Below are 17974 nucleotides of genomic sequence, written 5' to 3' on the forward strand. Positions count from 1 at the left end.
TTTTTAACAATGGAATTGGTTTTGAGGATGCTGAATATGAAATGATGGATTCCTGGATTCCATAATTATGAAAATTACACTGAGGCAGAATGCCCGGTGTGGTAAATCGTTTCCTCTCAATTTGATTTGACAAAATTAAGGACGAGTGTATATGTCAAGAAAACATTTTCAACCTAATAATGAAAAATTAAAGATTAGAAAGATAGATGAAAATGATTTTAACAAAATATGGCCGATGATAAAAGAAATAATAATGGAAGGGACTACTTATGAATATCCTGTTGATATGGGTAAAGAAGAAGCTTTGCATGTTTGGATGAAGAAACCAGAACACACATATTTGGCAGAAAAAGATGGAGAAACTTTAGGTACTTATTTTATCAAAGCAAATCATAGCGGGCAAGGAAATCATGTTTGTAACTGTGGGTATATGGTTGCTCCCAATGCACAAGGGCAAGGGATTGGAACTTTTTTATGTAAACATTCTCAACAAGAAGCAACTAAACTTGGCTATAGAGCTATGCAGTTTAATTTTGTAGCTTCCACGAATTTAAAAGCGATCAATCTTTGGTTAAAGTTAGGTTATAAAATTGTAGGCAGGTTGCCAGAAGCTTTCAATCACCCTGAAAAAGGATTTGTAGATGCTTATGTAATGTATAAATTTTTAAATGATAGTTGATCTAACAGTTTGAAGAGTTTGATTTGAAATTCCTTTTGGTTTTTTTAGGAATCCTGTGGTTTTATGTTAGTGATGGGATGGGTATATGGATCAAAGTTATCCGGATTAGAAACATAACACAAATGTACTTGATTTAATATCAAATATTCAAAAAATATATATGCTATCAGAACAATTATGAATGTGAGGATGATTTACAATTAACAAGTCTATCTGATTATTACCTGGGACATGTTTAAGCATTTCTTCTGCATAGGAAATATTTCCAAGTGCATTCATCCTCAAGCCTCCAACTTTTTCGAAATTAACTAATCTGTTTTTGCTAAACATACAGACAAAGCAGCATTGACGTGTAGTTTCTAATGTTATATTGGCAAATCTTTATTTGTAACTATTCAGCCTGATAAAAACGCTATCAATAACAATCTTGACAAAAAGTTGAAACGTAAATTTCATTAGAATCATTTATTTTGATTGTTGCTATTGATTGCTTTTTTGATTGTTAGATTGTTAGTGAGCAGACATCTCTATTTCGATGAAATCAGTACCAATAGGCAAATCGTGCCAGGCTGAATAGTTACCTTTATTTTTAGTATCTGTTGATGAAGATTTCAATGAAGACTCTGTAGGTGTGCAACCAAAAAGTGAGTTAAATCTAGAATCAAGGCTTAAAAAAATAGAGAAATATCTAGGAATCTCTCAAGAACCAGTAACAAGAGCATCAATAGAATTCTTAGAAAAAGATAGTCCCGGCCGGATTCGAACCAGCGTCTTCGGCTCCAAAGGCCGGAAGGATTGACCACTACCCTACGGGACTACAATGATTTAGCAGAATAAACACATAATGATACTTATTTGTTATGCAGGACAGCCAGTTTGGCTGTCACATTGCGATGATAAGTGTTAGTAGATCCTTGTCATCAAGTACGTGTTCAAGGCCTGCTCTCTGGCCCGGGTGCTTTGCAGATGTACCCCATATCTGGGAGTATCTGAACTTTCTTCTGAAATCACGGTGCAGGTGGTCACATACATCTCCCACTGTAGTTCCTTTTCGTACAATGAGGGGTTCTTCCATATCAGCGGGTCCGCCCTGGGGTTTGAGGAAAATGCGGATAAAGTCGAGTGCCTCGTATATCAGGTCTTTGACAGCTTCAAGGTTCTCTTCCTTGTCAGCCGATATATATGTTGCCGCAGGATACTCTTCCTTGCATTTCTTCAATACATACTGGTCTGCCATGTCCACCTTGTTTACAACGACAACAGCGGGTACGTACACCCTGTTACCCATAATGACATCTATCAACTGGTCAACATCGATCTTATCCCTGATGAGCACATGAGCATTGTGTATCTTATATTCGTTAAGTATAGCCTTGATAAGGTCTTCTGTGAGGTCAAGCTCCTTAGTACTGCTAATGGTGACGCCACCACGATCCTGCCTTTTGATAACAACATCAGGTGCTTTCTGGTTCAGGCGTATGCCAGCATCATAAAGTTCCTGGGTAAGGACGGTATGGTGATAATTCTGGAACACATCCAGCATAAAGACCACAAGGTCACAGTTCCTGACAACTGAGATTACTTCTCTTCCACGGCCTCTGCCGCTGGCTGCTCCCTTAACCAGTCCGGGCACGTCAAGTATCTGTATAGTTGCATTATTATGCTCAAGCACTCCCGGAATGACATCCAGAGTTGTAAACTCGTAGGCGCCAACCTCTGAATTAGCATCCGTGAGCTTGTTAAGTAAAGTGGATTTTCCCACAGATGGGAACCCTACAAGCGTGACCGTAGCATCTCCTGACTTTCTCACGGAGTATCCTTCGCCACCGCCCTTGCTTGCAGACTTCTTGACAACTTCATCGCGAAGGCGTGCAAGTTTCGCCTTCAGCTTACCGATGTGATGGGATGTTGCCTTATTGTAGGGAGTCTTCTTGATCTCCTCTTCTACGTCCTGTATGTCCTCATTTATGCCCATTTGCAACCTACCATAACGTCAAAACAAAAACGGTTTTCCTGATTATTATAGACTGGATTAACGTCAAAAGGAGGATATTATCCTGCCGGTCATTTCATACGTATACATTCCATTTTGAAGTCTCTTAGAGAATTCTTCGGATTGCAGTGCACTAAGGAATGCCTGCATCTCTTCTATGTCCAGAAGGTCTTTATGTATCACAAAATCAAACTCATCCTCTGCAACAGGTATGAACCCAAGTCCGGCTTCTTCTGCCGCAGCCCTGATTCCAAAGCCAACATCTGCCTTTCCACTTTTTACAGCATCGCAGACAGACCGGTGGGTCTTTGAACCTGAATTGTAACCCTTTATGTTTTTGATAAATTCACTCTTCGTCATCCCTTTTGCTTCTGCCAGTGTTCCAAGCTCTCTTTCCAGAATTGCTCTTGTTCCGGATCCCCGGTTCCTGTTTATGAGTTGCAGGCTGGTTATTTCCTCAAGTCCGTCCACATGGTTGTCAGGGGTGAATATAAGCCCTAGCTCTCGCCTGTATCCCTTGACAAGAACTATGTTCTCAAGATTCATTTTTGATATGGTTGATGAATTGTAATTTCCCTCTGCGTCCACCATATTCACACATGCAATGTCAGTAGTGCCGCTGGATATGGCTGCAAATCCTGCACTGGAACCCCTATTCAATGTCCTGAACACAAGTCCTGTCATCTCTTCAAGCAGATCTATGCCCGGGCACTGCCCACCAACGAGCATTAGGTCAGGACTTCTCACGTTACCGAACATGGTGACCTCTACTTCAGATCCTGGTTCAATATATTCAGTATGCGCCCGGATCTCAATTGTTCCGTCAGCATCTGATAATGTGGTTATGGCTCCTGATGTCTTGTCTGCTGGGTACACCTTGCCCCGCACAACACCAACAGGGAACAGTTCTTCTCTTCCGCCTGAGCGGATGCCGGTTCCCATAACAGCAGTGACCTTAGTCTTAAAAGCTGGCTTAATGCCAAGTGAATTGTAGATTATCGGAGCTACGAACTCATTGAAAATACTGAGTGCAGATGTTGGGTTCCCTGGCAGTCCTATTGTTGGCACATTTTTTATCATACCGATAACAACAGGTTTCCCGGGTTTGATTGCAATGCCGTGGGTGAGTGTTTCCCCCTTTTCTTCAATGATCATGTACATTATATCGCCGGCACCGGCAGAAGTGCTCCCGGAGGTAAGGACAATATCGCATTCTTGAATTGCTTTTTCCAGAGCTTCCTCCATCAGCTTTTCGTCATCATGAACAATGCCATATATTCTTGGAGTTCCTCCGCATTCTTCAATTGCTGCTGCGATAGCATAGGAATTTGCATCATATATTTTGCTCAGTTCCAGTGTCTCTCCCGGTTTGATGAGTTCACTTCCGGTTGAAATGATACCAACAAGCAATCTCTTGACAGGGACCTCATTCATGCCTATGGAGGCAAGTACTCCGATTTCACGGGAACTAATGCGTGTATTTTTCCTCAGAACCCTTTCACCTTTCATTATGTCGCTTCCTGCGCGCATGATGTTCTCGCCGATATGCACCGGCTGGTAAATAAGGACTGACTCGCCTGTTTGTTTTGTATTCTCCACCATTACCACAGCATCGGCACCTTCGGGGATTGGTGCACCTGTGGATATCTCTATGACTTCTTCATCGTCAACAAAGAACTTGTCTGTGCAACCTGCCGGAATGGAACCTATGAATCCCAATTTCCGGGGTTCCGGTTCACTTGCCTGGTAGGTATCTTTTGCCCTGATGGCGTACCCGTCCTTGATCGAACGGTTGAATGCAGGCACATCCACACCCGAAGGTATGTCATCTGCTATGATGTGTCCTACAGCTTTTTCAATAGCTAAAGTAATAATTTCTGGCTGGACTCTGATCTGTTCGATCAGCTTCCTTGCATCCTCTACGGATGTTAGTTCTCTGAATTCCTTGCGTTCCATTCTGGTCGGTCTACTTTTTGTCGAGATAACCTATAAGCGTTTTGTTGAGTGTGAACACTCTTGAAGCAACATACCACAGGCCCATCAAAAACACGATCCATGTTGCAATTGATATCAACTGCAGATTAGGTGTATCATCAAGTGCTTCAAAGGTGATTACAAGAGTAACTGGCATCAGGAGTAAGATTGCCATTACTGAATCATTCAGGTACTTCAAATTCTCCATTATTACTTTTTCTTTTTCTCCCTCTAGTTCCATTCTAAAACCTCATTTATTCTATATTATATTATAATAGCATTTGAATACAATAGGTTACTGGAGTAATGCCTAATTAATGTTTTGAAGAAATAAAAAAGAAGAAAAGATAATGAAGAGTCAACTCTTCATTTTAAGGAAAAATAGGTGTTCCTGTGGTTGTTGTGACTCTGTCAAAGACTTCAACCATCTTTTTTGTGATTGGTCCTGGTTTTCCATCACCAATTGGACGTCCATCCACTTTTACAAGAGGTGCTGCCTCTGCTGCTGTTCCTGTGACGAAAATCTCATCAGCAGTGTAGAGGTCGAACATTCCCAGGTTCTCAACGTGAGTCTCGATTCCCATGTCTGCAAGCAGTTCGATTGCAGTTGCCCGTGTTATACCTTTGAGGTTGTTGATGGTCGGTGGGGTGTAAACTTTTCCTTTCTTTATGATGAATATGTTATCTCCTGAACCTTCAGAGAGGTAACCATTCTGGTCAAAGAAAATTGCCTCGTCTCCGCCTTTCTCGTTTGCCTCTATCTTTGCGAGGATGTTATTCAGATAGTTAAGGGACTTGATGTTTGGTGAAAGTGCATCACAGGAATTTCTCCTGACTGAAACCGTAACACCGGTTAGCCCAACCTCGTAAAGGTCACCATACATTGCGCCCCATTCCTGGGATATGATGAATATGTTTGGTTTTGGACATTTCCTGGGGTCCAGTCCAAGGTCACCAATACCTCTTGAAACAATAGGTCTGATATAGGCATCCGTAAGATTGTTTTTCCGGAGTGTTTCCAGGATAGCCTCTTCCATTTCCTCTATGGTTAGTGGTATGTTAAGAGCAATTGCCTTTGCAGAGTCGTAGAGCCTGTCAACATGCTCATGTAATTTGAAGACACGTCCGTTGTAAGCCCTTATTCCTTCAAAGACACCATCTCCATACAAAAAGCCATGGTCATAGACGGAGGTCGTGGCTTCTGATTTAGGGACAAAGTCACCGTTGTAGTAAATCAATAGTTCACTCATGTGTAAAGCCTCAGCATTGTAATAGTTGATAGTGTCTGATGTCAAACTATTATATATTTGTATTCACATTCACATTGTTTGCAATTTAGGAATGTGCCTGGATTCTTACAAAAGGCTTTTATGCTAGAAAACCTATTTCAGACTCCAGTCAATCATTAGCGGTCCCGTGGCTTAGCCAGGATATAGCATCGGGCTTCTAACCCGAGGGTCGTGGGTTCGAATCCCTCCGGGATCGCTCAATTTTTGTAATCATTGTTTTTTTTATTGAGAAGTTGTTCAAGTCGACCGAAAAAAACTTATCCTATGAGTCATATAGTAAGTATTGCTGAGAATGTAATGTTCGAAGTTTGAAACACTGCGACACTATGTTTCGGCTTTCGATTGGATCAATTCAGGGAAATACCCTGCAACATGTATGCTTGCCAATCGGAATATTTAAGACGTCAAGAGGGCGATAGGGTATTATAGTTTTCTCTGTTGCCCTCGCATTACTTCCTTTTTCTCATAATTTATTAATCCATACAAGTAGATTATTCGTAACTATTCAGCCTGATAAAAACGCTATCAATAACAATCTTGACAAAAAGTTGAAACGTAAATTTCATTAGGATCATTTATTTTGATTGTTGCTATTGATTGCTTTTTTGATTGTTAGATTGTTAGTGAGCAGACATCTCTATTTCGATGAAATCAGTACCAATAGGCAAATCGTGCCAGGCTGAATAGTTACGATTATTCTATTAATATTGTGAGTTCATATTCCTGGAACCACAGTTTTACATGTGTGTAACAAAAGAAATACGATTATAATTACGCAGTAGATTTTACCGAAATAGAACAAATTGTAAAAAAATAATAGATGTCTTTAATCATTAAGCCCCAGAATATTCCTTTTCTCTTTCTTTTTTTCTTCCTTCTTTTCATTTTGACTTGTCTTAACGAATTCAGTGACTTCCTTCAATCTGTGGATATTTGTTTCATCATGTCCCATGTTATTACTCCTTTCCTATGTTCAGGTACGTTCCCCATATTCTATCATTGCCTCTTTCCCGAAAACATGCCTTACATCTGAAAGAAGCACTGACTTTCCTCTTTCCATTTCTTCTTTAAGGTTTTCCAGTTGTCTTCTTTCTAAGTCAATGTCATGGTTTGTAGATCTTACCAGAACATGATGTCTTTCAATCTCTTTTTCAATCTCTTCTTTTTGCTGATAGATACTAAGACCGTTTAATTCCACTTCTAGCTTCTCTTTCTCTGAAAGATACTTTTTTCTTTGCTCAACAAGGGATAATATTATTTTTTTATCGTCCAGCACTTGTATTTGCTTTAGGGTTTTGTCACACATTTGGTCCTTCAGGCCAAGTTCTCCACTTTCGACCCTGCTCTTGAGTTGTGAAAGAAAAGGATTAAGGTCATGTTCAATTGCAAATGCAGGTTCTTCTTTAATGGTCCTGAGTATTTCCCTGTTCTCAGGGGAAAGTACACATCTCTCATTCTCATCCTGTTTTTCCATTCTGGAAATGGCCTTTGAAAGTGGTGTGAAGAGTCTTCTTGCTTCGGATCCTGCGTCTGCTATCTTTGTATCAAGAAGTCGAATCTCAGTTTCCAGTTGTTTTGCTCTTTCAAATTCGCTACTATTCTCAAGTTCCGTAAGTCTGGAGTCATCCACAGAAAGTTTGTCCTTTGCAGATTCGTACTTAGAATCCAATTCCACCATTTTTTTAGTACTATTTTCTATTTCTTTTCCGGTCCTGCTAACATTCTCCGCTTCCGTAGAAATCTTCTGTAATTCTCCTATCCTTTCGTTTCCCTTCATTGTCGAGGAGTAGAGTTCGTCAAGCGCATCTTCAAGATCTGCCAGGCCCTGATTTATTTTCTGGTGTTCCCTGGGGTAAAGTGCCTTTATATACATCAGGCTTTTACGGGTATTATCTAAAACAGTTTTCAGGGTGGATTTTGAATCTGTATAGAATTCAGAAGCAGCTACAGGTGAGGTATCTCCGGGAACTTTCAACTTATCATCGATGAGCTTCAGGTTATTGGCTACATTGTCCCTGTTTGAGTCTCCAAGTTTTTCTCCTCTTTTACTTGCACCCTCAATAGGTTCAGCAGTTAGTAGTTCTTTCTTTAATTGTTCCAGGTCTCTGAGTGCATTTTTGATTCCATCATATTTTCCCTTTACAACAGGTCGAAGTTCTTCTTCCTGCTTTTTAGACTCGTCTCTCACAATACCGGCAAGTTCCATGAGCTTAAAAACAGTTGGCTGAGATTCTTCTTTTTCCTGCTTTTTTCCAAAAAGCCTTTCAATGAATTTCATCTCTGCTATAAAATGATGTAATCTAACTTTAAAAGATTATTGGGCACAAACCTGTCTGATAACCTATGCTTAACACCTTAGAAAAAAGCGTTTCAGAAAATGACTATCTTGCTTTTTTCGATCCTCGCAAAACAGTCATCGCCTACTTTAAGGTCCATATCCTCAAAGAACTGGTTTGCCAGCTCAGCAATCAGTATATTTTCATGTTCTGTTATCTCAAGAGCCAGAATTTTACTTGCTCCCTTATTGACAATGCTCTTCACGCTGGCAGTAAATGTATTTTCTCCGGCATTCTCCCTTTTATCTATAAGGGGCAATATACGGAGATTTTCAGGCCTTATACCCCATGCCATTTTATCGTTTACTTTATTATCTGGCTTATTTGCGATCACCTGCAAGTTTCCACATTTAAGTGTCAGTGTTCTGGATGTTTCATCCTCGTCTAAGGCAAGCGAATCCTCAAAGATGTTCGATAATCCTACAAGTTCGGCAACATGCTTGTTTTTAGGTTTGTAGAATACTTCCTCCGGGCTTCCTATCTGCTGTACTCTTCCTTCATGGAAAATAACTACTTTGTCTGCAATGGTGAAGGCTTCCACATGGTTATGGGTGATAAAAAGTATCGGTATGCCAAGTTCCCTCTGGATTTCCTTGATCTTCTCCCGAAGTTTCATGCGAACAACCATGTCCAGTGCAGAGAACGGTTCATCAAGCAACAGGACATCGGGTTTTGGGGCAAGAGCACGTGCCAGTGCTACCCTTTGTTTCTGTCCTCCTGAAAGCTGAGAAGGATAATTGTTTTCCAGTTCTTCTATGCGAAGGAGTTGCAGCATTTCCCTGACTCTTTTATCTTTGTCTTCTTCGGTCCATCCTTTAAGCCCGTAAATGATGTTCTTTCTCACATCCATATGCGGGAACAGCGCATAGTTCTGGAATACGTATCCGAGGCTTCGCTGCTGTACTGGGAGATTAATTCTTTTATGGCAATCAAAATATACCTTGTCATTAACAACTATTTTTCCACCATTTGGTTCCAGCAACCCGGCTATACATTGGAGCGTTGTTGTTTTTCCTGAACCTGAACGTCCGAAAAGCACTACCAGTTCGTTTCCGACATCAAATTTGGTATCAAGAAGGAAGACAGGGTCTTTGCCTTTCTTTTTATCACTTTTTTTATTGTAATACCGTTTTCTGAAATCCACATTGATGCCCATTGTACTACCTCATATCTTCCAGCTGTTGACAAGTTTTGCAGTTATGGCCATGGATAACAGGGACATTGTCACAAGTATGACTACCAGCATGTTGGCAAGTTCACCGTTTCCTGCCTGAAATGCGCTGTATATTGAAATTGACATTGTGTTAGTTCGACCCGGGATATTTCCCGCAACCATGAGTGTTGCGCCGAATTCTCCCACAGCTCTTGCAAAACTAAGTACAATGCCTGCCAGAATTCCTTTTTTGGCAAGTGGAAGTGTTATCATAAGGGCTGTTTCAATCTCCTTTCTTCCAAGGGTAAATGCTGCGTATTCATATTCCCTGTCAACCGCTTCAATGGCAGCAGTAGTGGTTTTCACCATAAGTGGAAGTGACACGATAAAAGCCGCGATGACGGCTGCTTCCCATGTGAAAAGTATGGTCCATCCTGTGATGTTGTATAATATTTCCCCAAGAACCCCGTTCTTTCCCATCAATACGACCAGAAGATATCCTGTTACCGTAGGGGGAAGTACGAGGGGCAAAGTGACAATGGCGTCTGCGAGCCATTTCCCCTTAAAATCACGTCTTGCGAGCAAATAGGATATGACCACGCCTATAAGTGCTACCAGAAGGGTAGATATTATCGCTATTTTCAGCGTGATCAAAAGGGGAAACCCAATCTCGTCCAGCATTGTCTTTTATTCCGTTTTATGCAGTAAATCCGTATGAGTCCAGAATTGATTTACCTTTTTGGCCTGTAACAAAATCTACGAACATTTGTGACTCTTTTTTATGTTCTGATGATTCAAGGACTGTTATTGGATAACTAATGTCTGTGCTGGTAGGAATGGTGGATATGATTTTGATGGTGTCTTTTTTTGCAATTTTTGCATCAGTCATGAATACAAACCCTGCATCAACTTCATCTCTTTCCACATAAACCAGCGCTTGTTTGACGGTTTCGGCAAGCACTGCTTTTCCTTCTAATTCATTCCATAGTCCAGATTCTACAAGGGATTGCTTTGAATAAGTTCCGGCTGGTGATATTTCCGGGTCGCTGATGACAAATCTTTTAACGCTATCATTTAACAAGCTATCTACGCTTGTAATCTCCAGCTCACTGGTTATTGGGACGATAAGGACCATTGAATTTTGAGCAAAGTCAGTCCTTGAATCTTTAACTATCATTTCCTTTTCATCAAGTAGATTCATATGTTGCTGAGATGCTGATGCAAAGACATCAATGGGGGCACCTGCTTCAATTTGCATACGTAGCGCTCCCGAGCTTGCAAGGTTAAGCTGAACATCTATTTCAGGATTCTCTATCTTGAACTGTTCTACAATCTCTTCAAAAGATTCGGTAAGTGTTGAGGCAGCAGATACTGTGATTTGTGTAGGTTCTGTTTGTTCAGATGGTTTGTTTACACATCCGCTTGCCAGCATCATTATTATCAGTATGGCTGTAATTCCTACAATGAAGTTTCTATTTTGTTTCATATGGACCACCTTTGTAATTTGAACATGTCTCTTTCTGATAATGGTAGCTTATTCCAAGCGCCGTTATGTTCTCTGGGACATATCGATTATTCTTGTTAGGACTAATATAAATATCTATCTGGATATTGCTTGTAAAAAGTATGACTTATGTTGTAAATAAAAAGCCGAACTATGTAGGTATACATATAAATTACAAGATAGGGCAACGAGCAGTTATACTTGCCCACTATGGATACAAAAAAGTAAGTTTGCAGTATCGTGGGTAGTGGACACTGCAGAAATGATTTTATTCTTCCACAACAGTGAGCTTTTTCATTACGTCTTTTCCCTTGATCTTATTGACGACGTCCATGCCTTCAATTACCTGACCAAAGACAGTGTGTACGCCATCAAGGTGTGGTTGTGCTGAGTGTGTAATGAAGAACTGGCTTCCGCCTGTGTCCTTTCCGGCATGTGCCATTGAAAGTGCGCCTTTGCCGTGTTTACGTGGGTTATTTTTTGTTTCACACTTAATTGAATATCCGGGACCGCCTGTGCCGGTTCCTGATGGACATCCTCCCTGGATCATAAAGTTTGGGATCACTCTGTGGAATGTGAGTCCGTCATAGAATCCTTCTTTGATCAGCTTCTCGAAGTTTGCTACGGTCTTTGGTGCATCCTTTTCGAACAGTTCCAGGGTAATAGTTCCTTTATCGGTTTCAATGATTGCTTTCTTCATGATTTCACCTTAATGAGATTTGTTAATGGGTGTGCCGGATTTAAGGTTTTCTGTAAGGCTGTTCGGATTTGCCAAAGCACTTAATCGATGGTAGCTTCAAGCTCGTTTCTCGTCACGTGGAGGAAAGAAATAAGGTTGCCTCCTCCATCATATAGGAGAGTGTATTCGGAATCTATTTCCTCCACTTTATTATTTTGTTTTTCCTCCCATGTACAGTCAATGGTTCCTTCCAGTGCCATGAGCTTGAAGTAGTGCATGGTTATGTTGTATAACGACTGCGTATCACCATCTACGATTGTCATGTTTGGTATCATTGTTGTGGGGCTGGTCACATTCCAGGAGTACTCTTCAATTTCTCCATCGGAATATTCCATAAGATAAGTTTCATTTAAGAAGTCGAAGGTACAATTTGCATGCTTCTTGTTGTCAGGGTCTTCATATTTTGTAAATTCACTGCCTGCATCTACCCATGTCTCCCAATTGGTACTGACAGCAGAATCCCTGTATTTGACATGTTGTATGGTTGTCTTATCGGTCTCATATTCTATCTCTTTTGTTCCAGATGAGGCCCTGAGCCAAAATTGTGCGGAATTAAAATTTGATGCATCTGTTGTTATTACATCAATGTAAAATGAAAAATTGTAGATAGGTTCTGGATCAGTTTTGTTCAATCTTGCAAATTTGAAGTTTTGAGACAATGGGTATGTTCCCATTTCGGGTTCTGTATCCAGTTCGATAATAGCTGTCTTGTTCTCATGATCCAGGGTTGCTGTGGTGGATATAAGAGTTTCTGCATAGTCTGCCCAACCGTCATAGAACTCGCTCTGGATGTAAATGATTATCTTGTCAACATCAAGTGGATTGACAAAAATACTGTTGAGGGTGGTATTCGGAAATAATATCTCAGGGTCGTTGGAGGATGCAATAGCGATTGATGCATCGGTGGTTCCTGCAACGGAAGTATTCCCTTTTATCTGCATAATGGGAAGTGTCAGGGTTTCACCATTGAAGTGAAACTCAGGAGGTGATATCATTATTGTTCCGCCTGTAGGATATCTGGACCAGACACCTCCACCCTCATAGGCAATTATGCGATCATTGTATGTGTATACGATCTTTCCCATCGATGTGTTAAATCCTGCAAAGTCTGTCTTATTCTCATAGTCTGCCCATGCATTCCAATAACTACGATTCTGGTAAAAATCATCATACCATGTTGAATTTGATGAAAGTCCTATGATCATTATCTGGCTTTCATTGTAGGCATCATCGTCCCCCATAATTTCCACATTACCACCCATCAGGGAAAGTCTGGTTGTTTGAAGGGGAGATTCCCCAAGGGCTGCCTTGCTTGTTCTTGAGTCAAAGACTGTAAAAGCCTGCTCTATTTTCTGGGCTTTAGCCATGTCTTGCATGCTGTCTATTGCAGGCATGGTGTAGAGTATCATTATACCTATTGACAGGAGCGTGATTGCCAGCATTATTACAATTCCTACAACCGACGAAACAGCAAGTTTATTCCCTGACAGATCCTTTCCCATTTTTTAACTCCATATGATTATTAATCGATAGTAACGTCCATGGCCGCCTTGACGATGTATACATCTATATTTTCGGTATAAATCTTACCTGCTAAAACAGTTTGAGTCGTCTCGTTAAGCTCTATGGTTGACATGCCAAGGTGTTCGTTCAGGTATCTTTCCCATGCTTCAAAGTAATCGCTTGTTATCGTTATGTTTACCTCTGATACATTCTGGTAGCTTTCAATAGATCTTCTTCCTGCATCAGCAGTAACCCGCACAAGTCCTGATCCGGAAACCGAGCTGCTGCCTGAAATACTTGCATCCGGTATCGCAAGTACATTATTTGCATAGGTAAAACGCGGCTGTGCAAGCATGATTGAATCTCCTGAACTGTATCTGGCCCAAACACCGCTATTCTCATAAGAAATTAAAGTGTCTTGGAAATCATTCTCTACATTTCCCATCTTCTTTCCAAATGATAATGTTTCAGAGGAACCTGCTGAATTATTCCAGACCTGCATGCTTATATTGATATAATTATTCCCTGTTACAGAAAGTGACCCACCATGCATTTTCAGTTCAACTGACTGAGCAGGAGCATTTCCGAATACCACTTTATTCACGTTTGGTGCAAGCACCTTAAAACTTTGCTTTATATTCTCGGTGTGCTGGGTTTCCTGCATATGTTCTAACATCGGCACGCCAGCTACTACGATGATTCCGGTTGCAAGAAGTATGATGCTTAGAATGATGCTGTAGTCTACCATTTCTGATACTGCATCATCCGATTTAGTAAAATTATTTTTCATGCAACTCTTCCTGTTTTTAAAATATTTCTATCATATTTGAGGCTGGATCGTAGTACAATATGAATTCATCTGATCCACTGAACAATTTTACCGATGCCACTTCGGTTTCGTGTACTTTGTATGGTACTTTTACCCTGGTTGCATCTTTTCCATGGGATTCAAATATGATCTCATTGGTCTGGTTCGATAGCTCCATGGAATATTGCTGACCTGCAATCTCATCAGGAAGTGGTAATTGGAAGAAGAAACTACCGACTTCACCACCTGCATTCCGAGTTATCTGGACCGCAGTATCGATATTGGATATCTGCAATGCCATGTCGTTCCCGTGTATCTCGAACTCATCCCGCATAATGGTTTGTTCTGCCCTGTCCATCATGCTATAGAATGAGCTTATCACAACCATCATGGTTATCACTGTTATCGCCAAAGTCAATATGAAGCCCACTGAAATGGATACCGCTTTCTCATCATCTTTGAATTGTCGGATCATATCTGCCCCTTCGGTAACGTAATAGGTATTGTCACATTGATCTCAAGATGCCCGTTCTTGTTCAGTTTCATGTTGCTATTGACGACATCTACTCTTTCAATGTAGAATGGGTCTCCATTGACAAGATCGCCTGATATCAGGAAAGTGCCCATGGCCTGACTTCCATTTATGAATTTGATGCTGTAGGTCTCGCCTATAGTCTGGTTGCTGAAATAATAATTGAAGTCAGCTGTATCGGCCTTATTTGATGTAATGTTAATTTCGCTGAATGAATCATCTTTATGATTGAGTACAGAGCTGCTATCGTATACAGTAAGGTTGATATTGCCACTTGAATTGAACATTGTGGCTGACCAGATTGTAGTGCCTGATTGATTGTTAACTTCTATTACAAACTTGTTTGATTCATTTCTCAGTGTGGATGCATTGGGTATGGATAAAAGAAACTTGTCAGTGTAATTTACCCTCTCAATGACCACCCAGTCATCATTTCCATCAGGTAGGCCATTCTGAGTGAAATATGCATCCTGAAATGTACCGGTGTCGAGAGAAAATATAAAGCCTGAAAGCGAATAGCTCTCGACCATCTTCTCCGAGTAGTTCGCCATGTAGGCATCGAACGTTGCATTGTCAGATCCACTATTTGAGTCTGCATATGCCTTTTCATAAGCTTCGGTAGTGGTCTGCACAATGTTGGAAAAATCAAAGACGTTTGTCTCGATACTTGACTCAGAGGCTGTATTGCTTGCATAGACTATGTTGTTAAGCATGACAGTCAGGACTACGATGCCTATGCCGATTATAAAACCGGCAATCAATATCATCTGTCCGGATTCGTTCAGTCTTTTCATGTTAACACCGTCTTCTTTTTACATTCTCCACAAAGTTATTTCCACGTCAATGAGATTATAGAAATCAGTATTTGTGTCTGCATCCGCTATGCCTGTGTAGTATTGGAATTGGGAAGAATTCGATATGTCTGAATTTGATAATAATACTCTTCTGGATACTGTTACAGCGTTATCCGAGGGTTCACCATTGTAGATGTAATCTAAGGTCATTACGGCTCTTGCATCATTAATCACAGCAAATTGCACATTGTGTGCTATACCTTTGGAAACGATCACACTCTCCAATAGGTCAGCTGTCGAGCTGTTTTCGAGGTTGTTATTGTTTTTAGATACGTAATCGATAGAATTCCAGGCATACTCATCTCCGTCCCAGTCCAATATGTCTTCTTTGAGGCTGGAGTTATGTCCGGATTGAGAGTGATCGAGCACGGTCAGCATATCCTGTGCCAGGATCTGAAGCTGTGCTTCTATGTGTGCATTCGCCGTTGAGGATGTAAGAGGAGTAAGTGAAGTTGCCTGTACAGTGAAGATTATTATTCCTGTGACGATCATGAGGGCCATGAGAGCTTCCAGGGTATGTAACTGGGCCGATGTATCGAATTTAACATTAAATGGACATTTCTCATCGATCATATTACCACACTCTCACAGATAGCATTCTCTGAGTTTCATTCCCGGTATTTTCATCCCGGACAATGACTATTCTTTTAGTCTGGCCTATGTTTCCCTGTGTAGGCAACGTTTTCCCTGTGGAATGTATCAGTAAACCAGATGAGATGCTTTCCATTGTGATGTTGAATTCATACCGCAAGTAGGAACTACTCATTCCATAGTATTCGATTGTACTTTCATAATCGGCATTTGTTTGATTAAAGAAATAATCAACTTTTGTACCGTTGAGCAAATTGGGTGTATGGGGATTTCCAGCACTCATGTTTTGTTCGACCATATTTGTCGAGATCCTGTCTGCTATGAGTGTCACTTCATCCGAGTTCGACTGGAAAGGGGTGAAAAGCCCTGCGGTATATGAAAAAACAAAGATGACACTTGTCAGGAAAATAGCGATGCCTATCAGGTAATCTATGTGCATCTGGCCACGGGTATCGATCATAATTCCTCAACATATATATGTTGTCTATTATATAAAAGGATAATTGTAAATTAATTATATTTCCTGCACTTCATTTAAGGGTAGCTGTAAGGTCATTTCTGCTGATATGGAGATATGTTATGCTTCCTGGCATCCCATCATAATACAAAGTCAGAGTCGATTCATCGTAATCCACAGGATCTGAACCTCCTCCATGTCCATGGCCTCCGGTACCCGGGTGATTCAAATTGAAAACTACAGATCCATCCATTGTAATGAGTTTCATATAATGCTGGGTAAGGTTGTAGAGTGATGTTGTATCTCCACTTGTATAGGTGATATTTGGAGCAATACCCACTGAACTGCTATCATCCCAGGAAAAATCACTGCTTTCATCATATTCGAAGGTGAATGTGTGACTCAAAATGTCCACAGATGATGCTTCATCATCATGCGAACCGCTTATCGTAAAAACATCCTGCCCATCCCATGTTTCAACTCCACCACCTGGGGCTGTATCCTCATAAATAATGTCCATTTTCAACTGGTCTGCCCCTCCTTTTTTTGCCAGGGTGTAGGTGAGTGTCCTTGTGCCCGATGATGCAGTTATCTTGTAATTGCTTGGATTGAGTCCGGCATTACCTCTTGCTTCCAGATCAAGGGAAAAATTGTATATTGGTGCAGGACTTGATTGGTTTACTGCTCCAATCTTGAAGGCTTGTTTCAGAGTGTCTTTTCCCATGGCAGGAATGACTTCAAGTTCGACAACGGCTGTTTGATTCACAGTGTCTGCTGTGGCGCTGGCATATGCAAGTGAATTTGCATAATCTGCCCATGCGTTGTAAAATTCGCTCTTGATGTAAATTATCACTTTATCTGATGTCAGAGGATTTGTTCTTCTTGAATCTAAAGGATCCGGATACAATATTGTTGGCATGTTGTCAGAGCTGACGGTGATATCGACATCAGATCTTCCATCGTATGCGGTATTTCCTTCTATACTCATTATTGGAAGTGTCAAAGTTTCCCCATTGTAATGGAATTCAGGTGGGGATATCATAACCGATTTTCCATTAGGATATTTGGACCACACTCCTCCTCCTTCATATCCGATAACTCTGTCTTTGTCACTGTACACAATACTTCCCATTGACGCATTGAACTCGTTCATCTCAGGATTACTGGTATAGTCCTCCCAGGATCTCCACTTATCCTTGTTCTGTTTGAAAGCATCATACCATGAAGCATCAATATCTACAGAGATGATAACTATCTGGCTTTCTTCATAGGATTGGTTATCACCATTAACTTTTATGTCACCTCCTGTCATAGAAAAGGAAGTGCTCTGGCTTGGCGATTCTCCGAGTGCGACTTTGCTTGTACGTGAATCAAATATCGTGAATGCCTGTTCCACCTTCTGGGCATTTGCCATATCCTGCATTTCGTATATTGTTGGCACACCATAAAGAAAAATCATACTTACAGATGTAATTGTAAGTGCCAATAGCATTATCATTCCCACAACGGATGAAACGGCTTTTTCAGATCGTATTAATTTTTTCATTCTACACCCACCCATT

Annotated in this window: 18 protein-coding genes and 2 tRNA genes; 2 read left to right on the forward strand and 18 right to left on the reverse strand. The window is 40.8% G+C overall.

Going from position 1 to position 17974, the window contains the following annotated elements; translation table 11 throughout:
- Positions 1-151: 151 nt before the first annotated feature.
- A complete protein-coding gene (locus tag WN948_RS09160) occupies positions 152-679 on the forward strand; it encodes an N-acetyltransferase (protein ID WP_342303906.1) in 528 nt (175 codons plus the stop codon).
- Positions 680-1423: 744 nt separating this feature from the next.
- On the opposite strand, the gene WN948_RS09165 is transcribed toward WN948_RS09160, so the two are convergent.
- The 5 genes from WN948_RS09165 to ilvE form a co-directional block, all read right to left on the reverse strand.
- Positions 1424-1496, reverse strand: a tRNA-Gln gene (locus WN948_RS09165).
- A 66-nt stretch (positions 1497-1562) separates the two neighbouring features.
- A complete protein-coding gene (locus WN948_RS09170) occupies positions 1563-2654 on the reverse strand; it encodes a GTP-binding protein (RefSeq protein WP_342303907.1) in 1092 nt (363 codons plus the stop codon).
- A gap of 63 nt (positions 2655-2717) precedes the next feature.
- Entirely contained in the window at positions 2718-4628 is a 1911-nt protein-coding gene (locus WN948_RS09175) for a molybdopterin biosynthesis protein (protein ID WP_342303908.1), read from the reverse strand.
- Positions 4629-4638: 10 nt separating this feature from the next.
- A complete protein-coding gene (locus WN948_RS09180) occupies positions 4639-4887 on the reverse strand; it encodes a sodium:proton antiporter (RefSeq protein ID WP_342303909.1) in 249 nt (82 codons plus the stop codon).
- 130 nt (positions 4888-5017) lie between these two features.
- On the reverse strand, positions 5018-5896 hold the full coding sequence (gene ilvE, locus WN948_RS09185; protein ID WP_342303910.1) for a branched-chain-amino-acid transaminase: 879 nt from the start codon (positions 5894-5896) through the stop codon (positions 5018-5020).
- A gap of 160 nt (positions 5897-6056) precedes the next feature.
- Here ilvE and WN948_RS09190 point away from each other — a divergent pair.
- Positions 6057-6131: transfer RNA gene (locus WN948_RS09190), tRNA-Arg, on the forward strand.
- Between the two features lie 630 nt (positions 6132-6761).
- On the opposite strand, the gene WN948_RS09195 is transcribed toward WN948_RS09190, so the two are convergent.
- The 13 genes from WN948_RS09195 to WN948_RS09255 form a co-directional block, all read right to left on the reverse strand.
- Positions 6762-6887, reverse strand: coding sequence for a hypothetical protein (locus WN948_RS09195; protein ID WP_342303911.1), 126 nt, complete (start codon positions 6885-6887; stop codon positions 6762-6764).
- A 21-nt stretch (positions 6888-6908) separates the two neighbouring features.
- Complete coding sequence (locus WN948_RS09200) at positions 6909-8213, reverse strand: hypothetical protein (RefSeq protein ID WP_342303912.1); 1305 nt, start codon at positions 8211-8213, stop codon at positions 6909-6911.
- A 92-nt stretch (positions 8214-8305) separates the two neighbouring features.
- On the reverse strand, positions 8306-9427 hold the full coding sequence (locus WN948_RS09205) for an ABC transporter ATP-binding protein (protein WP_342303913.1): 1122 nt from the start codon (positions 9425-9427) through the stop codon (positions 8306-8308).
- Between the two features lie 9 nt (positions 9428-9436).
- The gene (gene modB, locus WN948_RS09210; RefSeq protein ID WP_342303914.1) at positions 9437-10105 is read right to left on the reverse strand and encodes a molybdate ABC transporter permease subunit; all 669 of its coding nucleotides are present in this window, start codon (positions 10103-10105) and stop codon (positions 9437-9439) included.
- A gap of 16 nt (positions 10106-10121) precedes the next feature.
- The gene (modA, locus tag WN948_RS09215; protein ID WP_342303915.1) at positions 10122-10910 is read right to left on the reverse strand and encodes a molybdate ABC transporter substrate-binding protein; all 789 of its coding nucleotides are present in this window, start codon (positions 10908-10910) and stop codon (positions 10122-10124) included.
- A gap of 286 nt (positions 10911-11196) precedes the next feature.
- Entirely contained in the window at positions 11197-11628 is a 432-nt protein-coding gene (locus tag WN948_RS09220) for a peptidylprolyl isomerase (RefSeq protein ID WP_342303916.1), read from the reverse strand.
- Between the two features lie 80 nt (positions 11629-11708).
- The gene (locus WN948_RS09225; RefSeq protein WP_342303917.1) at positions 11709-13169 is read right to left on the reverse strand and encodes a hypothetical protein; all 1461 of its coding nucleotides are present in this window, start codon (positions 13167-13169) and stop codon (positions 11709-11711) included.
- Positions 13170-13189: 20 nt separating this feature from the next.
- Complete coding sequence (locus WN948_RS09230; protein ID WP_342303918.1) at positions 13190-13960, reverse strand: hypothetical protein; 771 nt, start codon at positions 13958-13960, stop codon at positions 13190-13192.
- Positions 13961-13976: 16 nt separating this feature from the next.
- Entirely contained in the window at positions 13977-14453 is a 477-nt protein-coding gene (locus tag WN948_RS09235; RefSeq protein ID WP_342303919.1) for a hypothetical protein, read from the reverse strand.
- Positions 14450-15304, reverse strand: a complete 855-nt coding sequence (locus WN948_RS09240) for a hypothetical protein (RefSeq protein ID WP_342303920.1) — start codon at positions 15302-15304, stop codon at positions 14450-14452. Before WN948_RS09240 ends, WN948_RS09235 begins: the two co-directional genes overlap by 4 nt.
- 18 nt (positions 15305-15322) lie before the next feature.
- Positions 15323-15937, reverse strand: coding sequence for a hypothetical protein (locus WN948_RS09245; protein ID WP_342303921.1), 615 nt, complete (start codon positions 15935-15937; stop codon positions 15323-15325).
- A 1-nt stretch (position 15938) separates the two neighbouring features.
- Positions 15939-16415, reverse strand: coding sequence for a hypothetical protein (locus WN948_RS09250; protein ID WP_342303922.1), 477 nt, complete (start codon positions 16413-16415; stop codon positions 15939-15941).
- Positions 16416-16485: 70 nt separating this feature from the next.
- Entirely contained in the window at positions 16486-17958 is a 1473-nt protein-coding gene (locus WN948_RS09255) for a hypothetical protein (RefSeq protein ID WP_342303923.1), read from the reverse strand.
- Positions 17959-17974: the final 16 nt, after the last annotated feature.

Source organism: Methanolobus sp. ZRKC5 (assembly GCF_038446525.1).
In the GTDB taxonomy this organism is placed as follows: Archaea; Halobacteriota; Methanosarcinia; order Methanosarcinales; family Methanosarcinaceae; genus Methanolobus.

What these genes read in the sequence shown, in the direction of transcription:
- ilvE (WP_342303910.1), bottom strand. Translation starts at nt 5,896, where the DNA reads ATGAGTGAACTATTGATTTACTACAACGGTGACTTTGTCCCTAAATCA.
- WN948_RS09160 (WP_342303906.1), top strand. Translation starts at nt 152, where the DNA reads ATGTCAAGAAAACATTTTCAACCTAATAATGAAAAATTAAAGATTAGA.
- WN948_RS09175 (WP_342303908.1), bottom strand. Translation starts at nt 4,628, where the DNA reads ATGGAACGCAAGGAATTCAGAGAACTAACATCCGTAGAGGATGCAAGG.
- WN948_RS09170 (WP_342303907.1), bottom strand. Translation starts at nt 2,654, where the DNA reads ATGGGCATAAATGAGGACATACAGGACGTAGAAGAGGAGATCAAGAAG.
- WN948_RS09200 (WP_342303912.1), bottom strand. Translation starts at nt 8,213, where the DNA reads ATGAAATTCATTGAAAGGCTTTTTGGAAAAAAGCAGGAAAAAGAAGAA.
- WN948_RS09235 (WP_342303919.1), bottom strand. Translation starts at nt 14,453, where the DNA reads ATGATCCGACAATTCAAAGATGATGAGAAAGCGGTATCCATTTCAGTG.
- WN948_RS09245 (WP_342303921.1), bottom strand. Translation starts at nt 15,937, where the DNA reads ATGATCGATGAGAAATGTCCATTTAATGTTAAATTCGATACATCGGCC.
- WN948_RS09250 (WP_342303922.1), bottom strand. Translation starts at nt 16,415, where the DNA reads ATGATCGATACCCGTGGCCAGATGCACATAGATTACCTGATAGGCATC.
- WN948_RS09180 (WP_342303909.1), bottom strand. Translation starts at nt 4,887, where the DNA reads ATGGAACTAGAGGGAGAAAAAGAAAAAGTAATAATGGAGAATTTGAAG.
- WN948_RS09195 (WP_342303911.1), bottom strand. Translation starts at nt 6,887, where the DNA reads ATGGGACATGATGAAACAAATATCCACAGATTGAAGGAAGTCACTGAA.
- modA (WP_342303915.1), bottom strand. Translation starts at nt 10,910, where the DNA reads ATGAAACAAAATAGAAACTTCATTGTAGGAATTACAGCCATACTGATA.
- WN948_RS09255 (WP_342303923.1), bottom strand. Translation starts at nt 17,958, where the DNA reads ATGAAAAAATTAATACGATCTGAAAAAGCCGTTTCATCCGTTGTGGGA.
- WN948_RS09220 (WP_342303916.1), bottom strand. Translation starts at nt 11,628, where the DNA reads ATGAAGAAAGCAATCATTGAAACCGATAAAGGAACTATTACCCTGGAA.
- WN948_RS09230 (WP_342303918.1), bottom strand. Translation starts at nt 13,960, where the DNA reads ATGAAAAATAATTTTACTAAATCGGATGATGCAGTATCAGAAATGGTA.
- WN948_RS09205 (WP_342303913.1), bottom strand. Translation starts at nt 9,427, where the DNA reads ATGGGCATCAATGTGGATTTCAGAAAACGGTATTACAATAAAAAAAGT.
- modB (WP_342303914.1), bottom strand. Translation starts at nt 10,105, where the DNA reads ATGCTGGACGAGATTGGGTTTCCCCTTTTGATCACGCTGAAAATAGCG.
- WN948_RS09225 (WP_342303917.1), bottom strand. Translation starts at nt 13,169, where the DNA reads ATGGGAAAGGATCTGTCAGGGAATAAACTTGCTGTTTCGTCGGTTGTA.
- WN948_RS09240 (WP_342303920.1), bottom strand. Translation starts at nt 15,304, where the DNA reads ATGAAAAGACTGAACGAATCCGGACAGATGATATTGATTGCCGGTTTT.